Consider the following 24,172-nt stretch of genomic DNA (forward strand, 5'->3'; position numbering starts at 1 on the left):
TTTTACAACAGCTCTGCCAGCCGCCGCTGCAACGCCCCTTTCTCCAGCGCCCGCCCGATAAACGCCAGCAGCTCTCCCCATTGTTCCTCCAGCTCAGCCGCGTTAAACAGCGCCGGTGACGCGTCCAGATCCAGTTCCAGCCCGCTGCCGTCGGTGCGCGCGCGCCAGCTGAGGTTGCAGCCGTCGACGTTGCCGCTGGCCATTACCGAACGCACGGTGTCGCAGCCGAAGAAGGTCGGCGGGTCAAACGGCATCACGTTAATCAGCGGCGCATAAAGGAAGCGCGATCCCTGGGCCAGGCCGCAGTCGGCGGCCAGCCTCTCAATGCGGTAGCGCCCGCAGGCGCGCAGGCGCTGCAGATCGCCCGCCACCTCTGCCAGCCAGTCGGCCAGCGTCTGCTCAGGGTGCAGCTGTAACCGCAGCGGCAGGGTATTCACCGCCAGCGCCGGTACGTAGCCCGCCACCCGCCCGCGGCGGTTCATCAACGGCACCCAGGCGGTAAACGGCGCGTAGGGCTCATCGCGCCGCGCCGGCAGCGCCTGGCTCAGCCAGGCGGCGCTCAGCGCCAGCAGCAGATCCGGCCAGCCGGTATCGCAGCGCAGGGCCAGCTGCTGCAGCCCGGCGCTCAGCTGCGCGGACGGCTGGCCTGCGGCGTGCAGCGGCGCAATGCAGTAGTCGTCGCGATCGGTACTGAGCACCGGCAGCGCGACACCCGCCACCCGCTCCTGCCAGTAGCGGCGATCCTTCACGCAGCGCGGGCTGGCGTCGTAGGTCAGCTCCTCGTCAAGAAACGCGGGAAAGGCGTTCAGACGCTCGCCCGCCGCGCCCTCGCCCAGCGCGTGGCGGTAGAGCGTGGCGCAGCGGTGTTCAATCAGCGACATGGCGAAGCCGTCGATAATGATGTGATGGGCGCGGATGTACCAGATAACGCGTTCAGGGGCGAGCCGGATCAGCCAGCTGGCGGCCAGCGGATCGTGCAGCAGGTCTAACGGCTTATCGATATCCTGCTGCATCAGATGACGGGCGGCGTGCCCGGGATGCTCGCAGTGCTGCAGATCGAGGATCTGCAGCGCCGGGCGACGTTGCGGGTTGACCCGCTGCTGCGGCAGGCTGGCCCCTTTGGGTAGCCGCAGCTCCAGCGCGAACACGTCGGTCTCCTGCAGGGTGGTGGCGATCGCCTGCTGCAGCGCCTGCACCTGTACGCCGTCGCCAAACTCCACGAAGTGGGCCACGGTGGAAAGCGCCCGATCGCGGTGGCAGAGAAACTCCTGCCAGAAGTCGGCCTGAGCGAGGCTCAGCGGCAGCCAGTCACTGGCTGAATCGTGTTGCGGCATAATCCCTACCTCCGTTAAGCCCCCACCCCGCCGGGTGAAGGGTAAGCGCTTCTGCTGTATTTTACTGCAAATGATAATAACACTTATTATCATCATTGCCCGCGTTGATCGACCCTCCGGCGGTTTTTCTGCCCGCCAGCGTCCGGCAGCCGGCGGGATCGCAAACGTCATCCGCCGTTAATAAAAGCGTCATCCGCGCCCGGCAGGATAGGCGCAACTTTTATTCAGCCGATAAGCCGCCCGATGAGTGACCTCTCCCTGCACCAGATCCACAAAGCCTGGGGCCCGAAAATTGCGCTGAACAACATCAGCTTCTCCGTCGCTCCGGGTGAGTTTGTCGCCCTGCTCGGCCCCTCCGGCTGCGGAAAATCCACCCTGCTGCGCACCGTGGCCGGGCTGGAACAGGCCGACGGCGGGCGCATTCTGTTCCAGCAGACCGACGTCACCCGGCTGCCGCCGGCGCAGCGCAAGCTGTCGATGGTATTCCAGTCCTACGCGCTGTTTCCGCACCTCAGCGTGCGCGAGAACCTGCTGTTCGGCCTGCGCGCCCGTGGTGAAGACGCCCGTCAGTTCCCGGCACGGCTGGCGGAGGTCAGCCGGCTGATGGAGCTGGAGCCGCTGCTCGACCGGCTGCCGTCACAGCTCTCCGGCGGCCAGCAGCAGCGCGTGGCGCTGGGGCGGGCGGTGATCGCCAACAACCGGCTGTGCCTGATGGACGAACCGCTCTCTAACCTCGACGCCAAGCTGCGCCAGAGCATGCGCCGCGAGATCCGCGCCATTCAGCAGAAGCTTGGGCTGACCATGCTCTACGTCACCCACGATCAGACCGAAGCGATGAGCATGGCCGACCGCATCATCCTGCTTAACGATGGCCGCATCGAACAGCACGACACGCCGCAGCAGATGTACAACAACCCGGCCAGCGTGTTTGCCGCGCAGTTTATCGGCGCGCCGCCGATGAACATCATCCCGCTGCTGCGCCAGGGCCAACACCACTACCTCGGCGAAATGCCGCTGCCGGTGCTGGAGCACGGCGGTGAGCAGGATCTCAGCCTCGGCCTGCGCGCGGAGGATATTCGGGTCATCGCCAGCGAACACGCGGCGCTGAGCGGCATGGTGCTCAGCGTGGAATATATGGGCGCCGATACGCTGGTGGTTTGCCAGATCGGCGCCTGCGCCCAGCCGGTGACGATCAAGGTGCCGGGCATGCAGCATTTCAGCGCCGGCAGCCGCATTGGCCTGCAGTGGTCGACCGCGGCACAGTACTTTTTCACCACCGGCGATGGCCGGCGCTGCCGGCCGGCGGAGCAACGTATTCTGCCGCTGGATGCGCGGGTTGCCGTTTAACCTTCTCTACTTTTTGCACGTTTACTCAGGGGTTTACTATGTCTTTTGCACCGCGTTTCTCCCGCCTGGCGTCCGCCATGCTGCTCTGCTCGACGGCCTCCGCCTTTGCCGCACCGGTGTCGCTGCAGATGTACTACCCGATCGCCGTCGGCGGTAAGGTCAGCCACACCGTCGAGGCGCTGGTGGCCGACTTTGAGAAGGTTCACCCGGAGATTGAGATCAAACCGGTCTATACCGGCGACTACGCCACCACGGTGACCAAAGCGCTGACCGCGTTTCGCGGCGGTAACGCGCCGCAGCTGGCGGTGATCGGCGATATCGAGGCCTACTCGCTGATCGACGCCGGGGCGATCGCCGCCGCCAGCGATCTGGCAAACGACGCCGGGGGTAAAAAGTGGATCGAGGGCTTCTATCCGGCCTTCCTGCGCCACATTCAGGACAAGGTGTGGGGCATTCCGTTCCAGCGCTCAACGGTGGTGATGTACTGGAATAAAGAGGCGTTCAGCAAGGCCGGTCTCGACGGCGAAACCCCGCCGGCCAGCTGGCAGCAGGTGGTTGATTTCGGTAAAAAGCTGGTGGTGAAGGATGCGCAGGGTGCGGTTTCTCAGTGGGGCATTGAGATCCCGTCGACCCCGAACGGCTACTGGAACTTCCAGGGCCTGGCCGCCACCAACGGCAGCCGGCTGGATAACGGCAAGGGCACCGCCGTCACCTTTAACACCCCGGCCAATATCGAGACGCTGCAGTGGCTGACCGATCTTGGCCAGAAAGAGAATGTCTCACCGAAAGGCGCGATCGCCTGGGGCACCACGCCGCAGGACTTTATCAGCGGCAAAACCGCGATGATGGTCACCACCACCGGCAACCTGACCACGGTGCGTGAGAACGCAAAATTCCCGTTCGGCGTGGCGATGCTGCCGCAGAAAACCCAGCGCGGCAGCCCGACCGGCGGCGGCAACCTCTACGTGTTCAGCAGCGCCTCGGCGGAGCAGAAGAAAGCGGCGATGGAATTTATCCGCTGGGTCTCTTCCCCGGAGCAGGCGGCGCGCTGGAGCATCGCCACCGGCTACGTCGCCACCTCCCCGGCCGCGTGGGACACCCAGGTGATGCAGGATTACGTGAAGCAGGTGCCGCAGGCGCTGGTGGCCCGCGAACAGCTGAAATACTCGCAGCCGGAGCTGTCGACCTATAACAGCGTGCAGATCCAGGAAGCGCTGAACCACGCGATTGAAGCGGCGGTGACCGGCGCGCAGACGCCAGCCCAGGCGCTGGAATCGGCACAGAAGCAGGCCGATCGCCTGCTCAAACCTTACCAGTAACGGCCTCTTATGAGCTCACTGCATACCGTGGATAATGTTGCCCGCCGCCGTGGCCTGTCGCTGCAGCTGTGTGGTTACCTGCTGATTTTACCGGCGCTGGGGTTTCTGCTGCTGTTTACCCACTATCCGGCGCTGGCCACGGTATGGGAGAGCCTGTTCAGCGCGGCGCGCGGCGGGCATCCGGCGCAGTTTGTCGGCCTGGATAACTACCGCGCCCTGCTGGATGACGACATCTTTATGCTGTCGCTGCGCAATAACCTGCTCTACGCGGCGGTGACCATTCCGCTGGCGGTGGCGCTGGCGCTGCTGATGGCGCTGGCGGTGAACCGCCGCCTGCGCGGCAACGCGATGGTGCGGGCCGCGTTCTTTATTCCGTCGCTGCTGCCGATGATCGCCATCGCCAACCTGTGGCTGTTCTTCTACACGCCGCAGCTCGGGCTGCTGAACAAGCTGCTGGCGCTGTTCTCGCTGCCCGCCGTCAACTGGCTGGGGGACCCGGACAGCGCGCTGTGGTGCCTGATGGCGATTTCGGTGTGGCGCGAGGCGGGGTTCTTTATGATCTTCTACCTTGCGGCGCTGCAGCAGATCGACCCGCGGCTGGCGGAGGCCGCCGAGATTGAAGGGGCCTCACGCCGCTACTTCTTCCGCCGCGTGCAGTGGCCGCTGCTGATGCCGACCACGCTGTTTATTCTGATTAACGCCTCGATGAACGCCTTCCGCATCGTCGACCAGGTGATCGCGCTGACCAACGGCGGGCCGAACAACAGCAGCAGCCTGCTGCTGTTCTATATCTACCGCACCGCATTCAGCTACTGGGACCTGCCTGCCGCCTCGGCGATGACCGTGGTGCTGCTGGCGATCCTCGCCGTGGTTGCGCTGATTAAATTCACCCTGCTGGATAAGCGAGCGCATTACCAATGAGTATCAGCCTGTCCGTTCCTGCCACCCGCACCTTCAGCGTCGGCCGCCTGTGCCTGAACGCGCTGATCTGGCTGGCGGCGCTGCTGTGGCTGCTGCCGGTGCTGGTGGCCGTCTGGGTCGCCATTCACCCGGCCAGCGATCAGGGCAGCTTTATCCTGTTCTCGCCGCTGACCGCGCAGAACTTTATCGACGCCTGGCACGCCGCGCCGTTTGGCCGCTATTTTATCAACACCGCGCTGCTGGTGGTGATGATCGTGGTGGTGCAGCTGGTGCTGGCGACGCTGGCCGCCTACGCGCTGGTGCGCTTCCGGCTAAAGCTCTCCGGGCTGCTGTTTGCGCTGATCCTGCTGCAGCTGATGATCAGCCCCGACGTGCTGATCCTCAACAACTACAAAACCATCGGCGCGCTCGGCCTGCGCGACACCCTGACCGGCATCGCGCTGCCCTACTTCGCCTCGGCGTTTGCCATTTTCCTGCTGCGCCAGACCTTTAAAAGCATCCCGCTGGTGCTGGAGGAGGCGGCGACCGTCGAAGGGGCCAGCCGCTTCTTTATCCTGCGCAAGATTTACATCCCGCTGGCCAAACCGGTCTACGTCGCGTTTGCGCTGGTTTCAATCAGCTTCCACTGGAACGACTTCCTGTGGCCGCTGGTGATCACCGACTCAGTCACCGTGCGCCCGCTCACCGTCGGCCTGCAGCTGTTTTCTGCCCCGGAACAGGGGGTGCAGTGGGCGCTGGTGGGCGCCGCCACGCTGATGACCTCGCTGCCGCTGCTGCTGCTGTTTTTGCTGTTCCAGCGCCAGTTTGTGCAGTCGTTTATGCGCGCCGGCATACGTTAACGGAGTTTATGATGGCTTTTGAATCCACCCCGCACCCGCTCTCGCCCCTGCAGCTGCAGGCCCTTGGCCCGGTCAGCGCGCTGTATGCCCCGCCGCAGCTGCGCGGCAGCGCCCCGGCCGACCGCACGCTGCGCTTCGGGCTGATCGCCGACCCGCAGTACGCCGACGTTGACGCCGACGTGGCGAAAAACCTCTACTACCGCCACGCGCTGCACAAGCTGCCGCGCGCCATCGCCGCCCTCAACGCCCAGCCGCTGGATTTTGTCATGACGCTGGGGGATATGGTCGACCGGCACTGGGCCAGCTACCGCGCGCTGCTGCCGCTGTATGACAAACTGCACCACCCGCACGGGTTTGTGATCGGCAACCACGACGCGCAGACGCTGGCCGACCGGCTGAGCGCGGCGCAGTCGCCGCCCGCCGGCCTGCCGAAAAGCTACTATCAGTTCCGCCTGGCGGGCTGGCGCTTTATCGTCTTTGACGGCAACGACATCAGCCTCTACTGCAACGCAGGCAACGGCGACGACTGCCAGCAGGCGATGGCGATGCTGGACGATCTGCGTTCCCGCGCCCAGCCGCAGGCGCAGCCGTGGAACGGCGCGGTCGGCCCCGCACAGATGAAATGGATTGAGCAGCAGCTGGCGGAAGCGCAGGCGATCGGCGAAAGCGTGGTGGTGTTTGGCCACTACCCGCTGGCACCGCACACCGGCCATATCCTGCTGAACGGCGGCGAGCTGGCGCAGCTGCTGGCACGCTACCGGGTGCGCGCCTGCTTCACCGGCCACGACCACCGCGGCGGCTACGCGCGGCTGGACGGCACCGACTTTATTACCCTGAAAGGCATGCTCGACGGCGCGGACGACACGCCGTTTGCGGTGGTGGAGCTGCTGGACGGCGTGCTGCGGGTGAAGGGCTACGGCCCGGAGGTCAGCCGTGTTTTACCGTTAAAAGAGGCCGCCCCTGCCCGGATGAAACAGCCCTCTTAACGCCAATCACAGAGACAATCTGCTCTAATTAGAACGCCAGCCGGATGACGCTGGCGTTCTGCTTTTTGCTGTGGATAATTGTGCTGAAAGCATAATAATTCGCCGTTATTTACTCTCTTTTTAATCAGGGAATCGCTATGAACAGGGACCATCCGCTCGCGACCGGCCGCCCCGCTGCCCGCCCCGCCCGTGCATTTATTGCGCAGCTGGTGACGTTCGTTATCAACCCCGCCATCCGCAACGGCCGCGATGAAGCCGCACCGCTGCGCGACGCCGCATGGAACTTTATCGCCTCGGTGTGCCTGGTGGCGCTGCTCACCGGCGGGCTGGGCGCGCTGCTGAACGCGTCTGACATCAGCGGATTCAGCGGCGCGATCAGGCCGGGCTTCCTCACCCTGTTGCTGGCTGCTTATGCGCTGATCTTCGCCATGCTGTTCTGGCTGCTCACCACGGCCGTAATCTCAGTCAGAAAGCGCGGGCTGCACCTGCTCAGCTTTATGCAGGTGCTGCAGAGCTGGGCGGCGCTGAACCTGTTTGTGGTGCTGCTGTGCTGGGCAGCGCTGGATCGGCTGCTGGTTGCCAGTGACGATAAGCCGCTGAGCCTGGTGTATCTGGCGCTGGGCGGCGTGGCCGGCCTGGCGCTGCTGATACTGGCGGCGCGCCTGCTGTTACTGCCGGTGATCCACTATCTGAGCCGCTATTTAAATCTCCCTGCCGCCGCCGTTATGACCCTGGCGATCGCCTGCGTCAGCGTTTACCTGAGCGCACAGCTGATCCGCCCGTTCAGCGCAGTGGCCTTCGATGCGCAGGCGACCTGCCAGGCGCTGAACCTCAGCCGCAATGCGCCGGGCACACCGGGCCAGATGCCGGAGAAGATGTTTACCGACAGCTGCCTGGCGCAGTTCCGGTGATAGGGTGAGGGCGGGCGTGGCTTGCCCGTCAGAGTTGACGATGACTGACTGAGCAAAAGGTTTCTGCAGGTTTCACGCCGCGACGGCACTGCTCAACGCTGATGCCTTCTGCCGGTCATCGTTCAGGCAGCCAGTACTGTTTCTGACGAATAAATCATCAGCCCGCCTGTAGTATTTTTACGATTGAGCGTTAAACTGAGCACAAATTAATCCGCGGGCGGCACACGCCGCCAGCCCGGCTTTACGCCATCACTGACAGGGAACCGTCAACCCCATGCACGATACGCTTACGCTTTCCGCTTATCTGATCCTCGCCGTCACCCTGCTGGTGGCCTACGTGATTTTCGGCATTGCCGGCTTTGGCAGCGCGCTGATCGCCAGCCCGGTGATGGCGCTGTACCTGCCGCTGTCGCAGATCGTGCCGCTGCTGGCGCTGCTGGATCTCTGCGCAGCCATCATCAACGTCAGCCGCGACGGCCGTAACGCCGCCTGGCCGGAGCTGAGGCGGCTGGTGCCGCTGATGGTGGCCGGCAGCCTGGTCGGTGCCACTATCCTGCTGACCACCCGCCCGGAGATCCTGCTGCTGGCGCTGGGCGTATTTGTTATCGGCTACGCGCTGTGGTCGCTGATCGGCCGTAAACCGGCGCACGCCTTTCCACCCGCTGCCGTGGTGCCCTTTGGCCTGGTCGGCGGCGTGTTCAGCGCGCTGTTCGGCAGCGGCGGCTTTATCTATGCCATCTGGCTCGGCGGGCGGCTGCCGCAGAAAGAGGCGTTCCGCATCACCCAGACTACGATAATCGGCCTCAGCACCCTGACCCGGGTGATTATCTTCGCTGTCGCCGGGGTGTATATGGACTGGCACCTGCTGCTGCTGGCGCTGACCCTGCTGCCTGGGATGATTATCGGCATCACGCTGGGGCGTTTCTTCACCCTGAAAATGTCACGCGAGCAGTTTCTGCGGATGATTAATCTGATTTTGCTGGCGTCCGGGGTGATGCTGGTGGGGCGGTATTTTGGCTAAAGGGGGTGACCTTTGATGAACCTGTAAGTTGGTCTTACAGGTTGCGTTTTATACAGCCGCGCCCTGGTAAAGGATAGCGCTTACAGCCTGCCTGGCGGCTACCAGTAGCTGTAGAGGGTTTTACAGGCGACCGGACGATAAAATCTACTGCACGGAAGCAACTGCTGGTTGAGTTTTTAGCTTTAGGGCAATGTCCTGCATTCCGGAAACCCTTCTGAGCGCACGTTTCGTTTGTTTCGATTATTGTTATTTTCGTCTATTTCGATTAATCTTGCAGTGACTCACCGACAAAGGTAATCATTATGGCAACGCCATTAATCCCTCTTAACCTTCCCGATCCCTTTGAAAGCGAAGTGGCACAGCGCGGGCAACGGGAACTGGCAGCTTTCCTCTCCACCCGACTGGAAACCCAGCGAATTTCAATCGTCGGCGAAGATAATCAGTCCCACAGTATTGAACTGCCTGCCCGGGCACTGAACCTGCTGGTTGAGGTGCTCGGGGAGCTGGCCGTGGGCAACGCAGTGCAGATCGTGCCAGTGCAGGCCGAACTGACCACTCAGGAAGCCGCCAATATCCTCAACGTTTCCCGTCCGCATATGGTGAAGTTGCTCGAAGAAGGCAAGCTACCGTTTCATAAAACCGGACGCCATCGCCGGGTGCTGTTTGCCGATCTGCTGAACTATAAACAACAGCGTGAACAGCAGAGTCTGGAGGCGATGCAGGCCCTGGCGGATCAGGGGCAAAATTTAGGAATCTATTAATCAGGGAAGTTTAATCATGGGACACTCACCTTATCCGGTGGTACTGGATGCCTGTGTACTCTACCCGGCACGCTTACGGGATCTGCTGATGCATCTTGGAATTGTTGGGCTGTATCAGCCTAAATGGAGCAGCCGTATCCACGATGAATGGTGTCGCAACCTGTTAGCTAATCGGGTGGATATAAAACCTGATGCGCTCAGACACACCGTTCAGTTGATGAATACGGCACTGCCAGATGCCAACATATCAGGGTTTGAATCACTGATTGAAAGATTAAGCCTGCCAGACAGCGATGACCGGCACGTTCTTGCAACGGCTATACGGGCTAAAGCCGAAGTGATTGTTACGCTCAATCAGCGCGACTTCCCATCGGAAATCCTCGCTTCTTATCATATGGAGGCACTGCACCCTGACGAGTTTATCTCCGACCTTTTTGACCTCAACCATGCTCTGGCACTCAAAGCGGTCAGAAGACAACGACAATCACTTCGCCACCCGCCGCTGGCAGTAAAAGAGTTTCTGGAGATGCTGTTTAAGCAGGGTTTACCACTGACGGTCAGGGCGCTGGAGAAATATCAGTATGCGATCTGATCGGCGCTACAAGACCGATCACGGGATGGCGTACAGTTTGATGTGACTTGTTCGGTAAAACCGAACAAGTCAGCGTTTTATAAACGTTACAAGAGTGAGAGATTTTGAGCAGATCAGCAATGTAAGTATCTATTTAAAATGTATTATTCACTTCTCCAGACCTCCCTGATTCTTTTATCAAGATCTATAAACTTCCCCCTACCTCGCGAACCTGTCCCTTGCAACCTCAATCCCGTCCTTTTCTGGCCTTCTCCCCCTCCCCAATCCCGTAGATCATAGCCCTAACCCCACCTCATAAGGAGTCCCAAAATGACCGACACCGTACTGTTAGTGATTGACGCGCAGCAATCCTTCTATCATCGTGGCTACCGTGAGACGCCGGAAACCCCGGCGTTTGAGCAGGCGTTGAGTGCGCTGGTTGCCGGCTGCCAGCAGCGCGGGATTGCGGTGGTGGACGTGCTGCATGAGGATGATGACGAGGCGTTCAGGCCGGAGTCCGGGCTGGTGACCCGCCTGCCGTTTCTCAGCCACCAGCCGGTTGCCACCTTCCATAAGCGGGTGCATAACGCGCTGACTGAATCGGGTTTGCAGCAGTGGCTGGAGCAGCAGCAGGTGAAGCACGTGATCATCAGCGGGCTGCGCAGCGAGCAGTGCTGTGAAACCACCGCCCGCGTGGCATCGGATTTCGGTTATCAGGTGACTTACGTAACGGAAGCGACACTAACCTTCCCGATCACCCATAACGGCATTACCCTGAGCGTGGCCGATCTTCGCCACCGTACTGAGAGCGTGCTGATCAACCGCTTTGCGGATATTGCCACCGTCGAACAGTGTCTGCATAAGCTGGGCTGATGCCAGCGTCAGCATTGTTATCACCGACCTCAAACTTTTCTGTCCGCAGGAGGCTGTCTGCTATGACCATCCCGGTTTATTTTGTCACCCTCCCCGGCGTGATGACGCTGGATATCACCGGCCCGGCAGAGACGCTGGCGCTGGCCGGTGATGCCTTTGCGCTGCGCTATATCGGGCCGGATGAGACGGTGCTGAGTTCCACTCAGATGTTTATCAGCCGCATTGAACCACTGCCGGAGACGCTGCCCGACGGCTGTCTGCTGGTGCTGCCCGGCGTCAGCGACTCGACAGTGTGGTTCGATACGCCGCAGGCGCTAGCGGCGCGCCACTGGCTGATGCGTATGCAGCCCGCCATTCACGCGCAGCGCATTACGCTGGTGTGCATCTGTTCCGGTTCGCTGCTGGCGGCGAAAGCCGGGCTGCTGCACGGCGTACAGTGCACCACCCATCATGAGGTCATCGACCGACTCAAGGTGGCGGAACCGGCGGCGATGGTCAGAGAAAACCGGATTTTCGTGGAAGATCGTGGCATCTGGACCAGCGCGGGCATTACGGCGGGCATCGACCTGGCGCTGCATCTGATTAACCGGCTGTGCGGGCCACGGGTGGCGCTGGAGGTGGCGCGGGAAATGGTGGTTTATTTCCGCCGCTCGGGGGAGGATCCGCAGCTGTCGCCGTTTCTGCGCTACCGTAACCATCTGCACCCGGCGATCCACCGCGCGCAGGATCTGCTGGTGTTACAACCGGAGCAGGCGTGGCCGCTGGAGGAGATCGCCGGCCGGGTGCACGTAAGCCCGCGCCATCTCACCCGGCTGTTCCGCGACCATCTCGGCATCAGCGTGCGCGACTACCACGAGCAGCTGCGGCTGACGCTGGCGCAGCAGCGGCTGCAGCAGGGGGAAGGTAACGAGCGGGCGGCGCTGGCGGCAGGGTTCTCCTCCGCCCGCCAGCTAAGGCGGGCCTTACAACGCTGGCAGGAAGACGCCGGCTTACAGAACCACTAACAGATCATCCCCGCTGAACAATCCGTAGTGCCGATTAATGGCTGAGTACCTCCAGCCCGGCGCTGTTCTCTGTAAGCAACGGTTCTGTTTACGTCACTCTGCACCGTCGGCATTTCAGCTGGCGGTCGAACGGTCATGCCTGTGGACAAGCGGTCCTAAGATGCAGCAGCCCCCTTTTCTCAGCTCACCCATCCCCGCGTATCAATTTTCTTCAGCCCGATCGCCAGCAGCAGGCTGCCGCCGAGGGTGATACTGAAGATCAGCGGGATATCCAGCCACGGCCGGTCGGTGTTGTCCAGGTCGTGGGTGCGCATAAAGTGGATAAACAGCGCGTGAAAGCCGTAGATCGGCAGCGAGTTGCGGGAAATCAGCGCCATAAACGCCGGTACGCGGTCGTTACAGCAGTTTTTAAACAGCACCAGCAGGCTGACCGCGGCGATAAACACCGCCGGGCCGCAGTAGAGGTACCAGGTATCGGCGAAGGCACCGTTAATCGCGAACTGGCGTTTGGTGCCGAAAGCGATCGCCGCCACGCAGGCCGCAAAAACCAGCCCGGCCAGCCAGCCGGTGCGGCGTCCGCCGGTTGCCATCATGCCGATCGCCCGGCCAAACAGCGCATAGAGCAGGTAGTAGATGGTGTCGCCGCTGATATAAAGGTTGATCGGCAGCCAGTGGAAGCGGGCGATGGAGCCGTCAACGGTGTTCGGGTTGGCAACGATCGCCAGCACCAGCGTCACCACCGCCAGATAGCGGGCGCGCACCGGCTTGACCTGGATCAGCGGCGAGAACAGGTAAATCACGATAATCGCGAAGAAGAACCACAGGTGGTAAAACACCGGCTTCTGCAGCAGGTGCGCCAGCGATTTACTCTCGTTAATCGGCGTCAGCAGGGTGATATAAATCAGCGCCACCGCGCTGTAGAACAGCAGGCACAGCACCACGCGGGCAAAGTGGCGCGCCTGGGCGCTGCGCTCGCCGAAAAACAGGTAGCCGGAGATCATAAAGAAGATCGGTACGCAGACGCGGGAAGCGGAGTTCAGCAGGTTCGACATATCCCAGCTGTGCTCACCCACCGACATGCCGGTGGTGACGTACCAGGTGGTGGTGTGGATCATAATCACCATCAGGCAGGCCAGGGCGCGTAAGTTATCTATCCATCCGATTTTCTGCGACATTTCATCCTCATTGTTCGCCAGTTCAGCAGGCTGCGTGTCAGAGCGTAGCCAGGCGGCCGGGCTTCAACAACCTGATGCGGGAAAATTCAGACCGGGATGAGCGGGTTATGCGGCAGGGGCAGCAAAATTAGCCGGGGATAAACGCGCTTACCGCCCGTCAGCACTTTGGTAATCAGCCCGCTCAAAGGGTATACTGACGCCCACTTTTTATAACCACTTCATCGCGTGCGACATCAACATGCAAAAGTTTGATACCAAGACCTTTCAGGGGCTGATCCTGACCTTACAGGATTACTGGGCGCGACAGGGTTGCACCATCATCCAACCGCTGGATATGGAAGTCGGTGCCGGGACGTCTCACCCGATGACCTGTCTGCGCGCTATCGGCCCGGAGCCAACCGCCGTTGCCTACGTGCAGCCCTCACGCCGCCCGACCGATGGCCGCTACGGTGAAAACCCGAACCGCCTGCAGCACTACTATCAGTTCCAGGTGATCATCAAGCCGTCACCGGACAATATTCAGGAGCTGTACCTCGGCTCGCTGAAAGAGCTGGGCATGGACCCGACCATTCACGACATCCGCTTCGTGGAAGATAACTGGGAAAACCCGACGCTGGGCGCCTGGGGCCTCGGCTGGGAAGTGTGGCTGAACGGGATGGAAGTGACGCAGTTCACCTACTTCCAGCAGGTCGGCGGCCTGGAGTGTAAGCCGGTCACCGGCGAGATCACCTACGGCCTCGAGCGCCTGGCGATGTATATCCAGGGCGTGGACAGCGTGTACGATCTGGTGTGGAGCGACGGTCCGCTGGGTAAAACCACCTACGGTGACGTGTTCCATCAGAACGAAGTCGAGCAGTCGACCTACAACTTCGAATACGCCGACGTCGATTTCCTGTTCAGCTGCTTCGAGCAGTACGAGAAAGAGGCGCAGAGCCTGCTGGCGCTGGAAAAACCGCTGCCGCTGCCAGCCTATGAACGTATTCTGAAAGCCGCGCACAGCTTCAACCTGCTGGACGCGCGCAAGGCGATCTCGGTCACCGAGCGTCAGCGCTATATTCTGCGCATCCGTACCCTGACTAAAGCCGTGGCTGAAGCCTACTACGCCTCCCGCGAGGCGCTGGGCTTCCCGATGTGCAACAAGAATAACTAAGAGGCAGCCATGACTGAACAAACCTTCCTGGTGGAGATCGGCACCGAAGAGCTGCCGCCGAAAGCCCTGCGCAGCCTGGCCGAGTCCTTTGCTGCTAACCTGACCGCCGAGCTGGATGCTGCGGGCCTCGCCCACGGTGACGTGAAGTGGTTTGCCGCGCCGCGCCGTCTGGCGCTGAAAGTCGCCGCGCTGAGCGCCGCGCAGCCGGATCGCGAAGTAGAAAAACGTGGCCCGGCGATTCAGGCCGCGTTTGATGCCAGCGGTGCGCCAACCAAAGCGGCCGAAGGCTGGGCGCGCGGCTGTGGCATTACCGTTGATCAGGCCGAGCGTCTGAGCACCGATAAAGGCGAATGGCTGGTGCATCGCGCTAAAGTGACCGGTGAAAGCGCGCAGGCGCTGCTGCCGGCGATGATCGCCACCTCGCTGGCGAAGCTGCCGATCCCGAAACTGATGCGCTGGGGCGCGTCCGAGGTGCAGTTCGTGCGCCCGGTACACACCGTGACCCTGCTGCTGGGCGATGAACTGATCCCGGCGAAGATTCTGGGCATCGACTCCGCCCGTACGATTCGCGGCCACCGCTTTATGGGCGAGCCGGAGTTCACCATCGATAACGCCGATCAGTATCCGCAGATCCTGCTGGAGCGCGGCCGCGTGCAGGCCGACTTTGAGGTGCGTAAAGCCACCATCAAGGCCGATGCCGAAGCCGCCGCGCGCCAGATTGGCGGCGTCGCCGACCTCAGCGAAAGCCTGCTGGAAGAGGTGACCTCGCTGGTCGAGTGGCCGGTGGTGCTGACCGCCACCTTTGAAGAGAAGTTCCTCGCGGTGCCGGCGGAAGCGCTGGTCTACACCATGAAGGGCGACCAGAAGTACTTCCCGGTGTACGACGCCGCGGGCAAGCTGCTGCCTAACTTTATCTTCGTCACCAACATCGAGTCGAAAGATCCGCAGCAGATTATTTCCGGTAACGAGAAGGTGGTGCGCCCGCGCCTCGCCGACGCCGAGTTCTTCTTTAACAGCGACCGTAAGCGTCGTCTGGAAGATAACCTGCCGCGCCTGGAGACCGTGCTGTTCCAGAAACAGCTGGGTACGCTGCGTGACAAAACCGACCGTATTCAGGCGCTGGCCGGCTGGATCGCCGCGCAGATCGGTGCAGACGTCAACCACGCCACCCGCGCGGGCCTGCTGTCCAAGTGTGACCTGATGACCAATATGGTGTTCGAGTTCACCGACACCCAGGGCGTGATGGGCATGCACTACGCGCGTCACGACGGCGAAGCCGAAGACGTGGCGGTCGCGCTGAACGAGCAGTATCAGCCGCGCTTTGCCGGCGATGCGCTGCCGTCTAACCCGATCGCCTGCGCGCTGGCGATCGCCGATAAGATGGATACCCTGGCCGGCATCTTCGGCATCGGGCAGCATCCGAAAGGCGATAAAGATCCGTTCGCACTGCGCCGTGCGGCGCTGGGCGTGCTGCGTATCATCGTTGAGAAGAACCTGCCGCTGGATCTGCAGACCCTGACCGAAGAGGCCGCGCGCCTGTACGGCAGCAAGCTGACCAACGCGAAGGTGGTGGATGAGGTGGTCGACTTTATGCTCGGCCGTTTCCGTAGCTGGTACCAGGAAGCGGGCCACAGCGTGGATACCATCCAGGCCGTGCTGGCACGCCGCCCGACCCGCCCGGCGGATTTCGACGCGCGTATGAAGGCGGTATCGCACTTCCGTACGCTGGAGCAGGCTGCCAGCCTGGCGGCCGCCAACAAGCGCGTCTCCAATATTCTCGCCAAGTCCGACGAGCCGCTGAACGACAGCGTGCAGGCGTCGCTGCTGAAAGAGAATGAAGAGATCAAGCTGGCGACCTACGTTTCAGCGCTGACCAGCAAGCTGGCACCGTACTTCGCCGAAGGCCGCTACCAGGATGCGCTGATCGAGCTGGCCGAGCTGCGTGAAGCGGTGGACAACTTCTTTGACAAGGTGATGGTCAACGCCGACGACAGAGAGATCCGTCTAAACCGCCTGACGCTGCTGGCGAAGCTGCGCGCGCTGTTCCTGCAGGTAGCGGATATCTCGCTGCTGCAGTAGGTGCTACAGTGGTGGCTGCCTGCGGCTGCTATTGCGCGCAGGCAGCGCCGATCGCTGGCTGCTGCCATTGTGCGCGGGCAGCGTAAGCGCTGTGTGTCCTCCCTGCGCTTCAGCGGTGCCGAGTAGGCGTCTGAACCGGGCAGCGGGTTTACCGGCTGTCCGGTTCGGGTCTCTGAAACAGGTTTCCAGACACCCCCCTTTACAATTCCACCTTGCCCCTGACGCCTTAAATCCCTACCCTGTGCCGTTTTTGCCAACCAGGCTGAGACATCAATGCAATCTTACGGATTCGCTGCCAAAGCAGCTAACACCCCGCTGGAACCCTTCACCTTTACCCGTCGCGAGCTGCAGGCCGGTGACGTACACATTGATATTCACTACTGCGGCGTCTGCCACTCTGACCTGCATATGGCGCGTAACGAGTGGGGCGTCAGCCAGTTCCCGCTGGTGCCGGGCCACGAAATCGTTGGTCGCGTGGTCGCCACCGGCAGCGCGGTCTCCGCCTTTAAGCCCGGCGATCTGGTCGGCGTCGGCGTGATGGTCGACTCCTGCGGCCACTGCGCGCAGTGCCATGACGGCGAAGAGCAGTATTGTGAAGCCGGCTTTACCGCCACCTATAACGGCGAGGAAAAGGTGATCGGCGGCAAAACCTTCGGCGGTTATGCCGACAATATCGTGGTCGACAGCAGGTTTGTGGTTTCGGTACCGGAGAACCTGCCGCTGGCCGCGGTGGCACCGCTGCTGTGTGCCGGCGTGACAACCTGGTCGCCGCTGCAGCACTGGAACGTGCAGCCAGGCCAGCGTGTGGGCGTGATTGGCCTCGGTGGCCTCGGCCATATGGCGGTGAAGCTGGCCCGTGCGCTGGGCGCGGAAGTGGTGCTGTTTACCACCTCTCCGGCAAAAGGTGCGGATGCGCTGCGCCTCGGAGCCAGCGAAGTGGTGGTATCGAAGGACGCTGAGCAGATGGCAGGCGTGAAGAACAGCCTGGATATGATCCTCGACTGCGTGGCGGCACCGCACGATCTCGACCCGTACCTCGCCGCGCTGAAGACCAACGGCCACCTGGTGCTGGTCGGCATCCCTGACGCGCCGCACAAGTCGCCGGACGTGACGCCGATCGTCTTTAAGCGCCTGAGCATCTCCGGAACCTCGATCGGCAGCATCAGAGAGACTCAGCAGATGCTGGATTTCTGCGGTGAGCACCAGATCGTGTCTGAGGTGGAAGTGATTCGTCTGGATCAGGTCGAGCAGGCGTTTGAACGGATGCTGAAGGGTGACGTGAAGTACCGCTTTGTGATCGATATGAAGGCGCAGGCCGCCCTGTAAAACAAAAACCCGCCAGATGGCGGGTTTGTTCTTTTATCCCAGCAGCTGTCTGCTGAGACACGGATTCGAATGAATCAACTGCATCAGTTTTTGTGCACTGCCTGACGGACGGGTCTTCTTCGCTTCCCAACTCTTCACCGAGGAAACGCTAACGCCCATTGCCAGGGCAAACTCATCAATCTGCATGCCGGTAATCTCCCGGATGCGTTTGGGTTCAGGCAGTAAAACGTCGTCCTTCAGAATCGGGGACAGGGCGATCGTCTGACGGGTAATCACGATCTGTTCCAGACTCGATAGCAGTTCATGCATTGGATCTTTTGTTTCCATTAATTCCATCAGTGCACCTCATTCAACTCACGTAACGTGAACAACAAGAGGATGTAGAACCTGAAGCTCAGGTTCTGAATGCTGGCGAACAGCAGCCGCTGGCGGCCTCAAAGTCGGGCCCACAGGGCAAGCACCAGGAACCTAAATACTAGTCAATCCCGTGTGATTTGGGTCATATTTTTTGATTATTTTTCAGTTCTGCTGAAAATCTCAGCCGCGATTGATCGACGTCAATTAATCAGCCGGTCCGATCATTGCAGGCAGGGGCGCGGGTAAAAAAAAAGGGCCGCACAACGGCGGCCCAGGCAGACAGGATGCCTTGTATAACTCAGGCAAATTGTTGCCTCCAGCCTGCCAGCGAGGCCTTACCATCAAACCCCATATTGTTCAGAAACCCGGTCATCCCCCGGTTGATCTCAGGGTTCGATAGATATCGGTCCAGTGTTCATGATGTTAGCGTTTTTTAGGTATTAAAATCGTTGCGGCGGGTGAGCAATGATGGCTACCTTTAAAAATGCAGTTCGACTATTCTTAGTCGCGGTAGCAATCTTAAAATCACCCGTTTTAAACAGGAGTTTGTTCTTATGACCACAGGACCTGCGCGTGTCTGGATGCGTCTGCTGGTGCCATTTATGGCGCTGTTTTTGGTGCTGCAGCTGACCGCCTGCGGTGATAAAGAAGGAGATCAGCGCAAAGCGTTTATCGACTTCCTGCAAAATACCGTGATGCGCAGCGGCGAGCATCTGCCGAGCCTGAGCGAAGACCAGAAGCAGAAGTTCGGCAACTATGTCAGCGATTACGCGATTCTTTACGGCTTCTCACAGCAGGTCAATAAAGCGGTGGAATCGGGTATGAAGCCGGTAGTGGATGAACTGTCTGCCATTCGTACCCCGCAGGATTACCTGACGCGCCGCGACTCTCTGCGCCAGGCCAGCGGTGCGCTTGGCGTGCTGGCCCAGCAGATTCAGTCCGCTAAAACCCAGGCGGACAGCAGCAAAGGGACGCTGAAACAGCCGGAGGATCTGAAAACGGTCTATGACAACGTCTATAACAAGGTGGTTTCTCAGCCAGCGGCTTCACTGATCCCGCTATTGCCGGCACTACAGACCCTGAGCCAGGATGCGGTACAGACCGGCGATTTTCTGCAGCAGCAGGGATCGCAGGTAAGCTTTAACGGCGCGGCCGTACAGTTCCCGACCCAGCAGCAGGCGACCCAGTACAATACGCTGATGAGCAATCTGAGCGCCAATACCCAGGCGCTGACCCGGGCGCAGAGTGCACTGCAGGGCGGATTCCAGTAAGTCACCGCAGGGGGTACCGCGGTGCCCCCACATAACGCCCCCTGTCGTCCGCCACCCATTTCTGCTGGCGTCCTGCCCCCTGCAGGCCCTTAGCGACTTCATATGGCACGTTTTATCGGACTATATCGCTTCGATAGATCCGCGTCACAGAAACGCGACGGATCAATAATCAGCGAAATTCACCCTGAAATTTATTGTGATCTTCATCACACAAATGACACGTAACGCACGTCATCATTTGTGATAAGCATCACAAAAATGAGCGTTTCGCGACGATTTTACATACAGAAAGAGGCGTTCTCACTGCATAAACGTGATCATAATCACTAAAACAACCTGGTTCACCCCACCCATATAGTGACTTAGATCACACTTTATCCGCACGCATCGCAAGCGTCATATTCGCGTGATAGAGTCCGCCTGCATACAGTGATACTGACGGCGTCGCCGTAACGTCTCCAACAAAAATCAACGCGCTCTCTTACTGGGTCAGCGCGTACTCATAAGGGGTGTGTTTATATGTCCTCATCAGATTTTAAGATCAAAGTGCAGAGCTTTGGTCGCTTTCTGAGCAACATGGTGATGCCAAATATCGGGGCATTTATTGCCTGGGGGATCATCACCGCGCTGTTTATCCCAACCGGCTGGCTGCCAAACGAAACGCTGGCCAGGCTGGTCGGCCCGATGATCACCTACCTGCTGCCGCTGCTGATCGGCTTTACCGGTGGCCGCCTGGTCGGCGGTGACCGCGGCGGCGTGGTCGGTGCGATCACCACCATGGGCGTGATCGTCGGTGCCGATATGCCGATGTTCCTCGGCGCGATGATTGCCGGTCCGCTGGGCGGCTGGGCGATCAAATCTTTTGACCGCGCGATCGACGGTAAGATTAAAAGCGGCTTCGAGATGCTGGTTAACAACTTCTCTGCCGGTATTATCGGCATGCTGCTGGCCATCATTGCCTTCCTGGCGATCGGGCCACTGGTTGAGGGCCTGTCGCACATTCTGGCGGCCGGCGTAAATCTGATGGTGCAGAACAACCTGCTGCCGCTGACCTCGATCTTTGTTGAACCGGCGAAAATCCTGTTCCTCAATAACGCCATTAACCACGGTATCTTCTCGCCGCTGGGTATCCAGCAGGCCAGCGAAGCCGGTAAGTCGATCTTCTTCCTGATTGAAGCCAACCCGGGCCCGGGCATGGGCGTACTGATGGCCTATATGTTCTTCGGCCGTGGCAATGCGAAGCAGTCTGCCGGTGGTGCCGCGATTATCCACTTCCTCGGCGGTATTCACGAAATCTACTTCCCGTACGTGCTGATGAACCCGCGCCTGATTCTGGCGGTGATCCTCGGCGGTATGACCGGCGTGTTCACCCTGACCCTGCTGAACGGTGGCCTGGTGTCTCCGGCTTCTCCGGGTTCAATCCTCGCCGTGCTGGCGATGACGCCAAAAGGTGCCTACTTCGCTAACATCGCGGCGATTGTGGCGGCCTTCGCGGTCTCCTTTGTCGTCTCTGCCGTGCTGCTGAAAACCAGCAAAGTGAAAGAAGATGACGATATCGAAGCGGCAACCCGCCGTATGCAGGAGATGAAGTCGCAGTCTAAAGGCCAGACCGGCGCTACTGCCGCTGAAGGCCTGCACGGCGATCTGAGCCACGTGCGTAAAATCATCGTTGCCTGTGACGCGGGCATGGGTTCCAGCGCCATGGGCGCCGGCGTGCTGCGTAAGAAGGTGGCCGATGCCGGCCTGAGCAACATCTCGGTGACCAACTCGGCGATTAACAGCCTGCCGGGCGACGTTGACCTGGTGATTACCCACCGCGATCTGACCGAGCGCGCGATGCGCCAGGCACCCCATGCGCAGCATATTTCGCTGAGCAACTTCCTCGACAGCGGCCTGTATAACGATCTGACCGCGCGCCTGGTGGAAGCCAACCGCAGCGAACAGCACCGTGAAAAGGTCAATGCCACGCTGAACGACAGCTATGATGACGGCCAGGCCAACCTGTTCAAACTGAGCGCCGCCAACGTGTTCCTCGGCAATCACGCCGCGGACAAAGAGCAGGCGATCCGCTTTGCCGGTGAGCAGCTGGTGAAAGGTGGCTACGTTGAGCCGGATTACGTGGAAGCGATGCTGGCCCGTGAAAAGCTGACGCCAACCTATCTGGGTGAGTCGATCGCCGTCCCACACGGCACCATCGAAGCGAAAGATCGCGTGCTGAAAACCGGCATCGTCTTCTGCCAGTATCCGAACGGCGTGAAGTTCGGGGATGATGAAGACGCCATCGCCCGGTTAGTGATCGGCATTGCCGCACGCAACAACGAGCATATTCAGGTGATTACCGCCCTGACCAATGCGCTGGATGATGACTCGGTGATTGAACGGCTGGCCACCACCAGCAACGTGCAGGACGTGCTGGATCTGTTGTCCGGTGACGCGCGCGCCTGATCCATAAGCCATTCGTTGATTTCGCCCCAGGGGCCGGGCTTGCCCGGCCCCTGTTTATTGGCTCGTTGACTCTGTAAGAAGGGATTAATTATGAAAGCTCTGCATTTTGGCGCGGGTAATATTGGCCGCGGTTTTATCGGCAAACTGCTGGCCGATGCCGGTATTCAGCTCACCTTTGCCGATGTTAATCAGGCGGTGCTCGACGCGCTGAACGCGCGCCATCAGTACCCGGTACAGGTGGTCGGTGAGCAGGCGAAGACCGAGATCGTCACCGGGGTTGATGCGATTAACAGCACCAGCGACGAGGTTATCGATCGGGTGGCTGAGGTTGATATCGTTACCACGGCGGTTGGCCCACAGATCCTTGAGCGCATTGCGGGCAGCATTGCGAAAGGGCTGGCTAAACGCAGTGATAACGCTAATACCCGTCCGCTGAACATTATCGCCTGTGAAAACATGGTGCGTGGCACCACTCAGCTGAAGGGCCACGTGCTGAAGGCGCTGCCGGAGCAGTATCACGCCTGGCTCGAAGAGCATGTCGGCTTCGTCGACTCCGCCGTTGACCGTATTGTTCCGCCGACAGAAGCCGGCAGCAGCGATCCGCTGGAAGTGACCGTAGAGACCTTCAGCGAATGGATCGTCGATCAGACCCAGTTTAAAGGCCCGCTGCCGCAGATTGCCGGCATGGAGCTGACCGACAACCTGATGGCCTTTGTCGAGCGTAAGCTGTTTACGCTGAACACCGGCCATGCCATCACCGCCTATCTCGGCCAGCTGGCCGGCCATCAGACCATCCGTGATGCGATTCTCGATCCAAAGGTACGTCAGGTGGTTGAAGGCGCGATGCAGGAGAGCGGCGCGGTGCTGATCCGCCGTTACGGCTTTGATGCACATAAGCACGCGGCCTATATCAGCAAGATCCTCAGCCGTTTTGAGAATCCGTACCTGAAAGATGACGTCGAGCGCGTCGGACGTCAGCCGCTGCGCAAGCTGAGCGCCGGTGACCGCCTGATTAAACCGACGCTGGGCACGCTGGAGTATCAGCTGCCGCACGACAACCTGGTGCAAGGCATCGCGGCCGCGCTGCACTATCGCAGCGAGCAGGACCCTCAGGCGCAGCAGCTGACCGAACTGCTGGCGAAACAGGATGTCGCCACCACCCTGGCAGAGATCTCTGGCCTGGATGCCCACAGTGATGTTGTGGCGGCGGTGGTGAAGGCTTACAACGCTGTGTCATAATGTCGGCCTTCCTCACGGATGAACCCTACGGGTGCAGCGCTGCTGCGCCCGTACCGACGCCATTATGCCCCATTACGAATCACGTGCAGGCTCTCATGGAACAACCACAGGCTTTTGAAAATCGGGTGCTGGAGCGCCTGAACACCGGACGTTCGGTGAGAAGCTTTCTGATCGCCGCCGTTGAGCTGCTGGCCGAAGCGGTCAATATTCTGATTACTCAGGTGTTCCGCAAGGATGACTATGCCGTCAAGTACGCGGTCGAACCGCTGCTGCTCGGTGATGGCCCGCTGGGGGAGCTGTCGGTGCGCCTGAAGCTGGTCTACGGCCTCGGCATCATCAACCGCAGCGAGTATGAAGATGCCGAGCTGCTGATGGCGCTGCGTGAAGAGCTGAACCACGACGGCAGCGAGTACCGCTTTACCGACGATGAGATCCTCGGCCCCTTTGGTGAGCTGCATTGCGTTACCGCCCTGCCGCCCTGCCCCGACTACGTCAGCGATGATGCGGAACTACGCGCCATGCAGCAGCAACGCTATCTGCAGGTGGTGCGATCGACCATGGTGCTGTCGCTGACCGCGCTGATCGCGCGGATCAGCCAAAAGCAGGCTTTTAAAAAATAACGCCCCTTTTCCCTCTTTCCGCCGCTTTCGTGTATCCTTTGCTGCAATGAATCATTGTTGACGGTTACGGTTATGACAGAAAAAGTGCAGGATGAAATCAGAGCGTTGAGCGACAAGCTGGATGCCCTGAACCATAAAGAACCGACGCTGCTGGCGTCTGGCGACAGCGAGAAGCTTGGCGAGCTGTTGAAAGAGAAAGATAAGCTGCAGGCTGAAATTGAACGTCTGCGCGGCGTGCGGGCTGAAAAACTCAGCAAGGAAGCGCAGCAGCTGCAAAAACTGCCGTTCAGCCGGGCGATCACCAAAAAAGAACAGGCCAACATGGGCGCGCTGAAAAAAAGCGTTCGCGGACTGATTGTGGTGCATCCGACTTCCGCGCTGGGCCGCGAGCTGGGTCTGAAAGAGATGACCGGTTACGCTCGCGCTGCGTTTTAACGCCGGTATCTGACGGATGTCATCCAGGCTGATGTGAAACGTCTCTCTAGACGGCGCGTCATGTCAGCCTTCCCGGAAGATTGCTTTCCCCCGCCTCACCTGCTGTACCTTCCCCCTTGTTGTCAGGCCTTACCCGCTGTCGAATACGCTGATTAATAAAATTTAATATCGCAAAAGCTTTATTTAAA

The 24,172-nt window shown here is 60.3% G+C and carries 22 protein-coding genes; 19 read left to right on the top strand and 3 right to left on the bottom strand.

All coding sequences use genetic code 11. The features are described from left to right. Nucleotides 1-2 precede the first annotated feature (2 nt). Nucleotides 3-1,334: a condensation domain-containing protein gene (locus ASF13_RS20265; RefSeq protein ID WP_056240820.1), complete on the bottom strand. Its 1,332-nt coding sequence runs from the start codon at nucleotides 1,332-1,334 to the stop codon at nucleotides 3-5. Between the two features lie 243 nt (nucleotides 1,335-1,577). Between ASF13_RS20265 and ASF13_RS20270 the strand changes: the two genes are divergently transcribed. The 11 genes from ASF13_RS20270 to ASF13_RS20320 all read left to right on the top strand — a co-directional run bounded on the left by ASF13_RS20270 (nucleotide 1,578) and on the right by ASF13_RS20320 (nucleotide 11,887). Then, a complete protein-coding gene (locus ASF13_RS20270; RefSeq protein WP_056240824.1) occupies nucleotides 1,578-2,681 on the top strand; it encodes an ABC transporter ATP-binding protein in 1,104 nt (367 codons plus the stop codon). 38 nt (nucleotides 2,682-2,719) lie between these two features. Next, on the top strand, nucleotides 2,720-4,000 hold the full coding sequence (locus ASF13_RS20275) for an ABC transporter substrate-binding protein (protein WP_056240828.1): 1,281 nt from the start codon (nucleotides 2,720-2,722) through the stop codon (nucleotides 3,998-4,000). A 9-nt stretch (nucleotides 4,001-4,009) separates the two neighbouring features. Continuing rightward, nucleotides 4,010-4,921, top strand: coding sequence for a carbohydrate ABC transporter permease (locus ASF13_RS20280; RefSeq protein ID WP_056240832.1), 912 nt, complete (start codon nucleotides 4,010-4,012; stop codon nucleotides 4,919-4,921). Then, nucleotides 4,918-5,760: a carbohydrate ABC transporter permease gene (locus ASF13_RS20285; protein WP_056240835.1), complete on the top strand. Its 843-nt coding sequence runs from the start codon at nucleotides 4,918-4,920 to the stop codon at nucleotides 5,758-5,760. The genes ASF13_RS20280 and ASF13_RS20285 overlap by 4 nt, the downstream gene beginning before the upstream one ends. A gap of 11 nt (nucleotides 5,761-5,771) precedes the next feature. Beyond that, nucleotides 5,772-6,746: a metallophosphoesterase gene (locus ASF13_RS20290; protein ID WP_056240839.1), complete on the top strand. Its 975-nt coding sequence runs from the start codon at nucleotides 5,772-5,774 to the stop codon at nucleotides 6,744-6,746. A 137-nt stretch (nucleotides 6,747-6,883) separates the two neighbouring features. Next, the gene (locus ASF13_RS20295; RefSeq protein ID WP_056240842.1) at nucleotides 6,884-7,657 is read left to right on the top strand and encodes a hypothetical protein; all 774 of its coding nucleotides are present in this window, start codon (nucleotides 6,884-6,886) and stop codon (nucleotides 7,655-7,657) included. Nucleotides 7,658-7,931: 274 nt separating this feature from the next. Beyond that, entirely contained in the window at nucleotides 7,932-8,678 is a 747-nt protein-coding gene (locus tag ASF13_RS20300; RefSeq protein WP_056240854.1) for a sulfite exporter TauE/SafE family protein, read from the top strand. A gap of 302 nt (nucleotides 8,679-8,980) precedes the next feature. After that, nucleotides 8,981-9,439, top strand: coding sequence for a helix-turn-helix domain-containing protein (locus tag ASF13_RS20305; protein WP_056240858.1), 459 nt, complete (start codon nucleotides 8,981-8,983; stop codon nucleotides 9,437-9,439). A 16-nt stretch (nucleotides 9,440-9,455) separates the two neighbouring features. After that, a complete protein-coding gene (locus ASF13_RS20310) occupies nucleotides 9,456-10,031 on the top strand; it encodes a PIN domain-containing protein (RefSeq protein ID WP_056240864.1) in 576 nt (191 codons plus the stop codon). Nucleotides 10,032-10,340: 309 nt separating this feature from the next. After that, nucleotides 10,341-10,883: an isochorismatase family protein gene (locus ASF13_RS20315; RefSeq protein WP_056240867.1), complete on the top strand. Its 543-nt coding sequence runs from the start codon at nucleotides 10,341-10,343 to the stop codon at nucleotides 10,881-10,883. 62 nt (nucleotides 10,884-10,945) lie between these two features. Continuing rightward, on the top strand, nucleotides 10,946-11,887 hold the full coding sequence (locus ASF13_RS20320; protein ID WP_056240871.1) for a GlxA family transcriptional regulator: 942 nt from the start codon (nucleotides 10,946-10,948) through the stop codon (nucleotides 11,885-11,887). A gap of 179 nt (nucleotides 11,888-12,066) precedes the next feature. Here ASF13_RS20320 and ASF13_RS20325 read toward each other — a convergent pair whose 3' ends face one another. Continuing rightward, complete coding sequence (locus ASF13_RS20325; RefSeq protein WP_056240876.1) at nucleotides 12,067-13,062, bottom strand: acyltransferase; 996 nt, start codon at nucleotides 13,060-13,062, stop codon at nucleotides 12,067-12,069. 238 nt (nucleotides 13,063-13,300) lie between these two features. Here ASF13_RS20325 and glyQ point away from each other — a divergent pair, with 238 nt between their 5' ends. The 3 genes from glyQ to ASF13_RS20340 all read left to right on the top strand — a co-directional run bounded on the left by glyQ (nucleotide 13,301) and on the right by ASF13_RS20340 (nucleotide 17,617). After that, nucleotides 13,301-14,212, top strand: coding sequence for a glycine--tRNA ligase subunit alpha (gene glyQ / locus ASF13_RS20330; protein ID WP_056240879.1), 912 nt, complete (start codon nucleotides 13,301-13,303; stop codon nucleotides 14,210-14,212). A gap of 9 nt (nucleotides 14,213-14,221) precedes the next feature. Continuing rightward, complete coding sequence (gene glyS / locus ASF13_RS20335; protein ID WP_056240883.1) at nucleotides 14,222-16,291, top strand: glycine--tRNA ligase subunit beta; 2,070 nt, start codon at nucleotides 14,222-14,224, stop codon at nucleotides 16,289-16,291. A gap of 273 nt (nucleotides 16,292-16,564) precedes the next feature. After that, nucleotides 16,565-17,617, top strand: coding sequence for an NAD(P)-dependent alcohol dehydrogenase (locus tag ASF13_RS20340; protein ID WP_056240886.1), 1,053 nt, complete (start codon nucleotides 16,565-16,567; stop codon nucleotides 17,615-17,617). Between the two features lie 33 nt (nucleotides 17,618-17,650). Here the strand turns inward: ASF13_RS20340 and ASF13_RS20345 are convergent, their stop codons facing one another. Then, a complete protein-coding gene (locus ASF13_RS20345; protein ID WP_056241193.1) occupies nucleotides 17,651-17,944 on the bottom strand; it encodes an HTH-type transcriptional regulator in 294 nt (97 codons plus the stop codon). A 584-nt stretch (nucleotides 17,945-18,528) separates the two neighbouring features. Between ASF13_RS20345 and ASF13_RS20350 the strand changes: the two genes are divergently transcribed. From ASF13_RS20350 to ASF13_RS20370, 5 genes are all read left to right on the top strand, one after another. Further along, nucleotides 18,529-19,245: a DUF3053 domain-containing protein gene (locus tag ASF13_RS20350; protein WP_056240890.1), complete on the top strand. Its 717-nt coding sequence runs from the start codon at nucleotides 18,529-18,531 to the stop codon at nucleotides 19,243-19,245. Nucleotides 19,246-19,764: 519 nt separating this feature from the next. Next, complete coding sequence (locus ASF13_RS20355; protein ID WP_056240894.1) at nucleotides 19,765-21,690, top strand: PTS mannitol transporter subunit IICBA; 1,926 nt, start codon at nucleotides 19,765-19,767, stop codon at nucleotides 21,688-21,690. 90 nt (nucleotides 21,691-21,780) lie between these two features. After that, on the top strand, nucleotides 21,781-22,929 hold the full coding sequence (locus ASF13_RS20360; RefSeq protein ID WP_056240897.1) for a mannitol-1-phosphate 5-dehydrogenase: 1,149 nt from the start codon (nucleotides 21,781-21,783) through the stop codon (nucleotides 22,927-22,929). Between the two features lie 95 nt (nucleotides 22,930-23,024). After that, nucleotides 23,025-23,549, top strand: coding sequence for an MltR family transcriptional regulator (locus ASF13_RS20365; RefSeq protein WP_056240901.1), 525 nt, complete (start codon nucleotides 23,025-23,027; stop codon nucleotides 23,547-23,549). 72 nt (nucleotides 23,550-23,621) lie between these two features. Continuing rightward, entirely contained in the window at nucleotides 23,622-23,984 is a 363-nt protein-coding gene (locus ASF13_RS20370) for a YibL family ribosome-associated protein (RefSeq protein WP_056240904.1), read from the top strand. Nucleotides 23,985-24,172: the final 188 nt, after the last annotated feature.

Origin of the sequence: Erwinia sp. Leaf53, from assembly GCF_001422605.1 — a bacterium.
Lineage (GTDB): Bacteria > Pseudomonadota > Gammaproteobacteria > Enterobacterales > Enterobacteriaceae > Erwinia.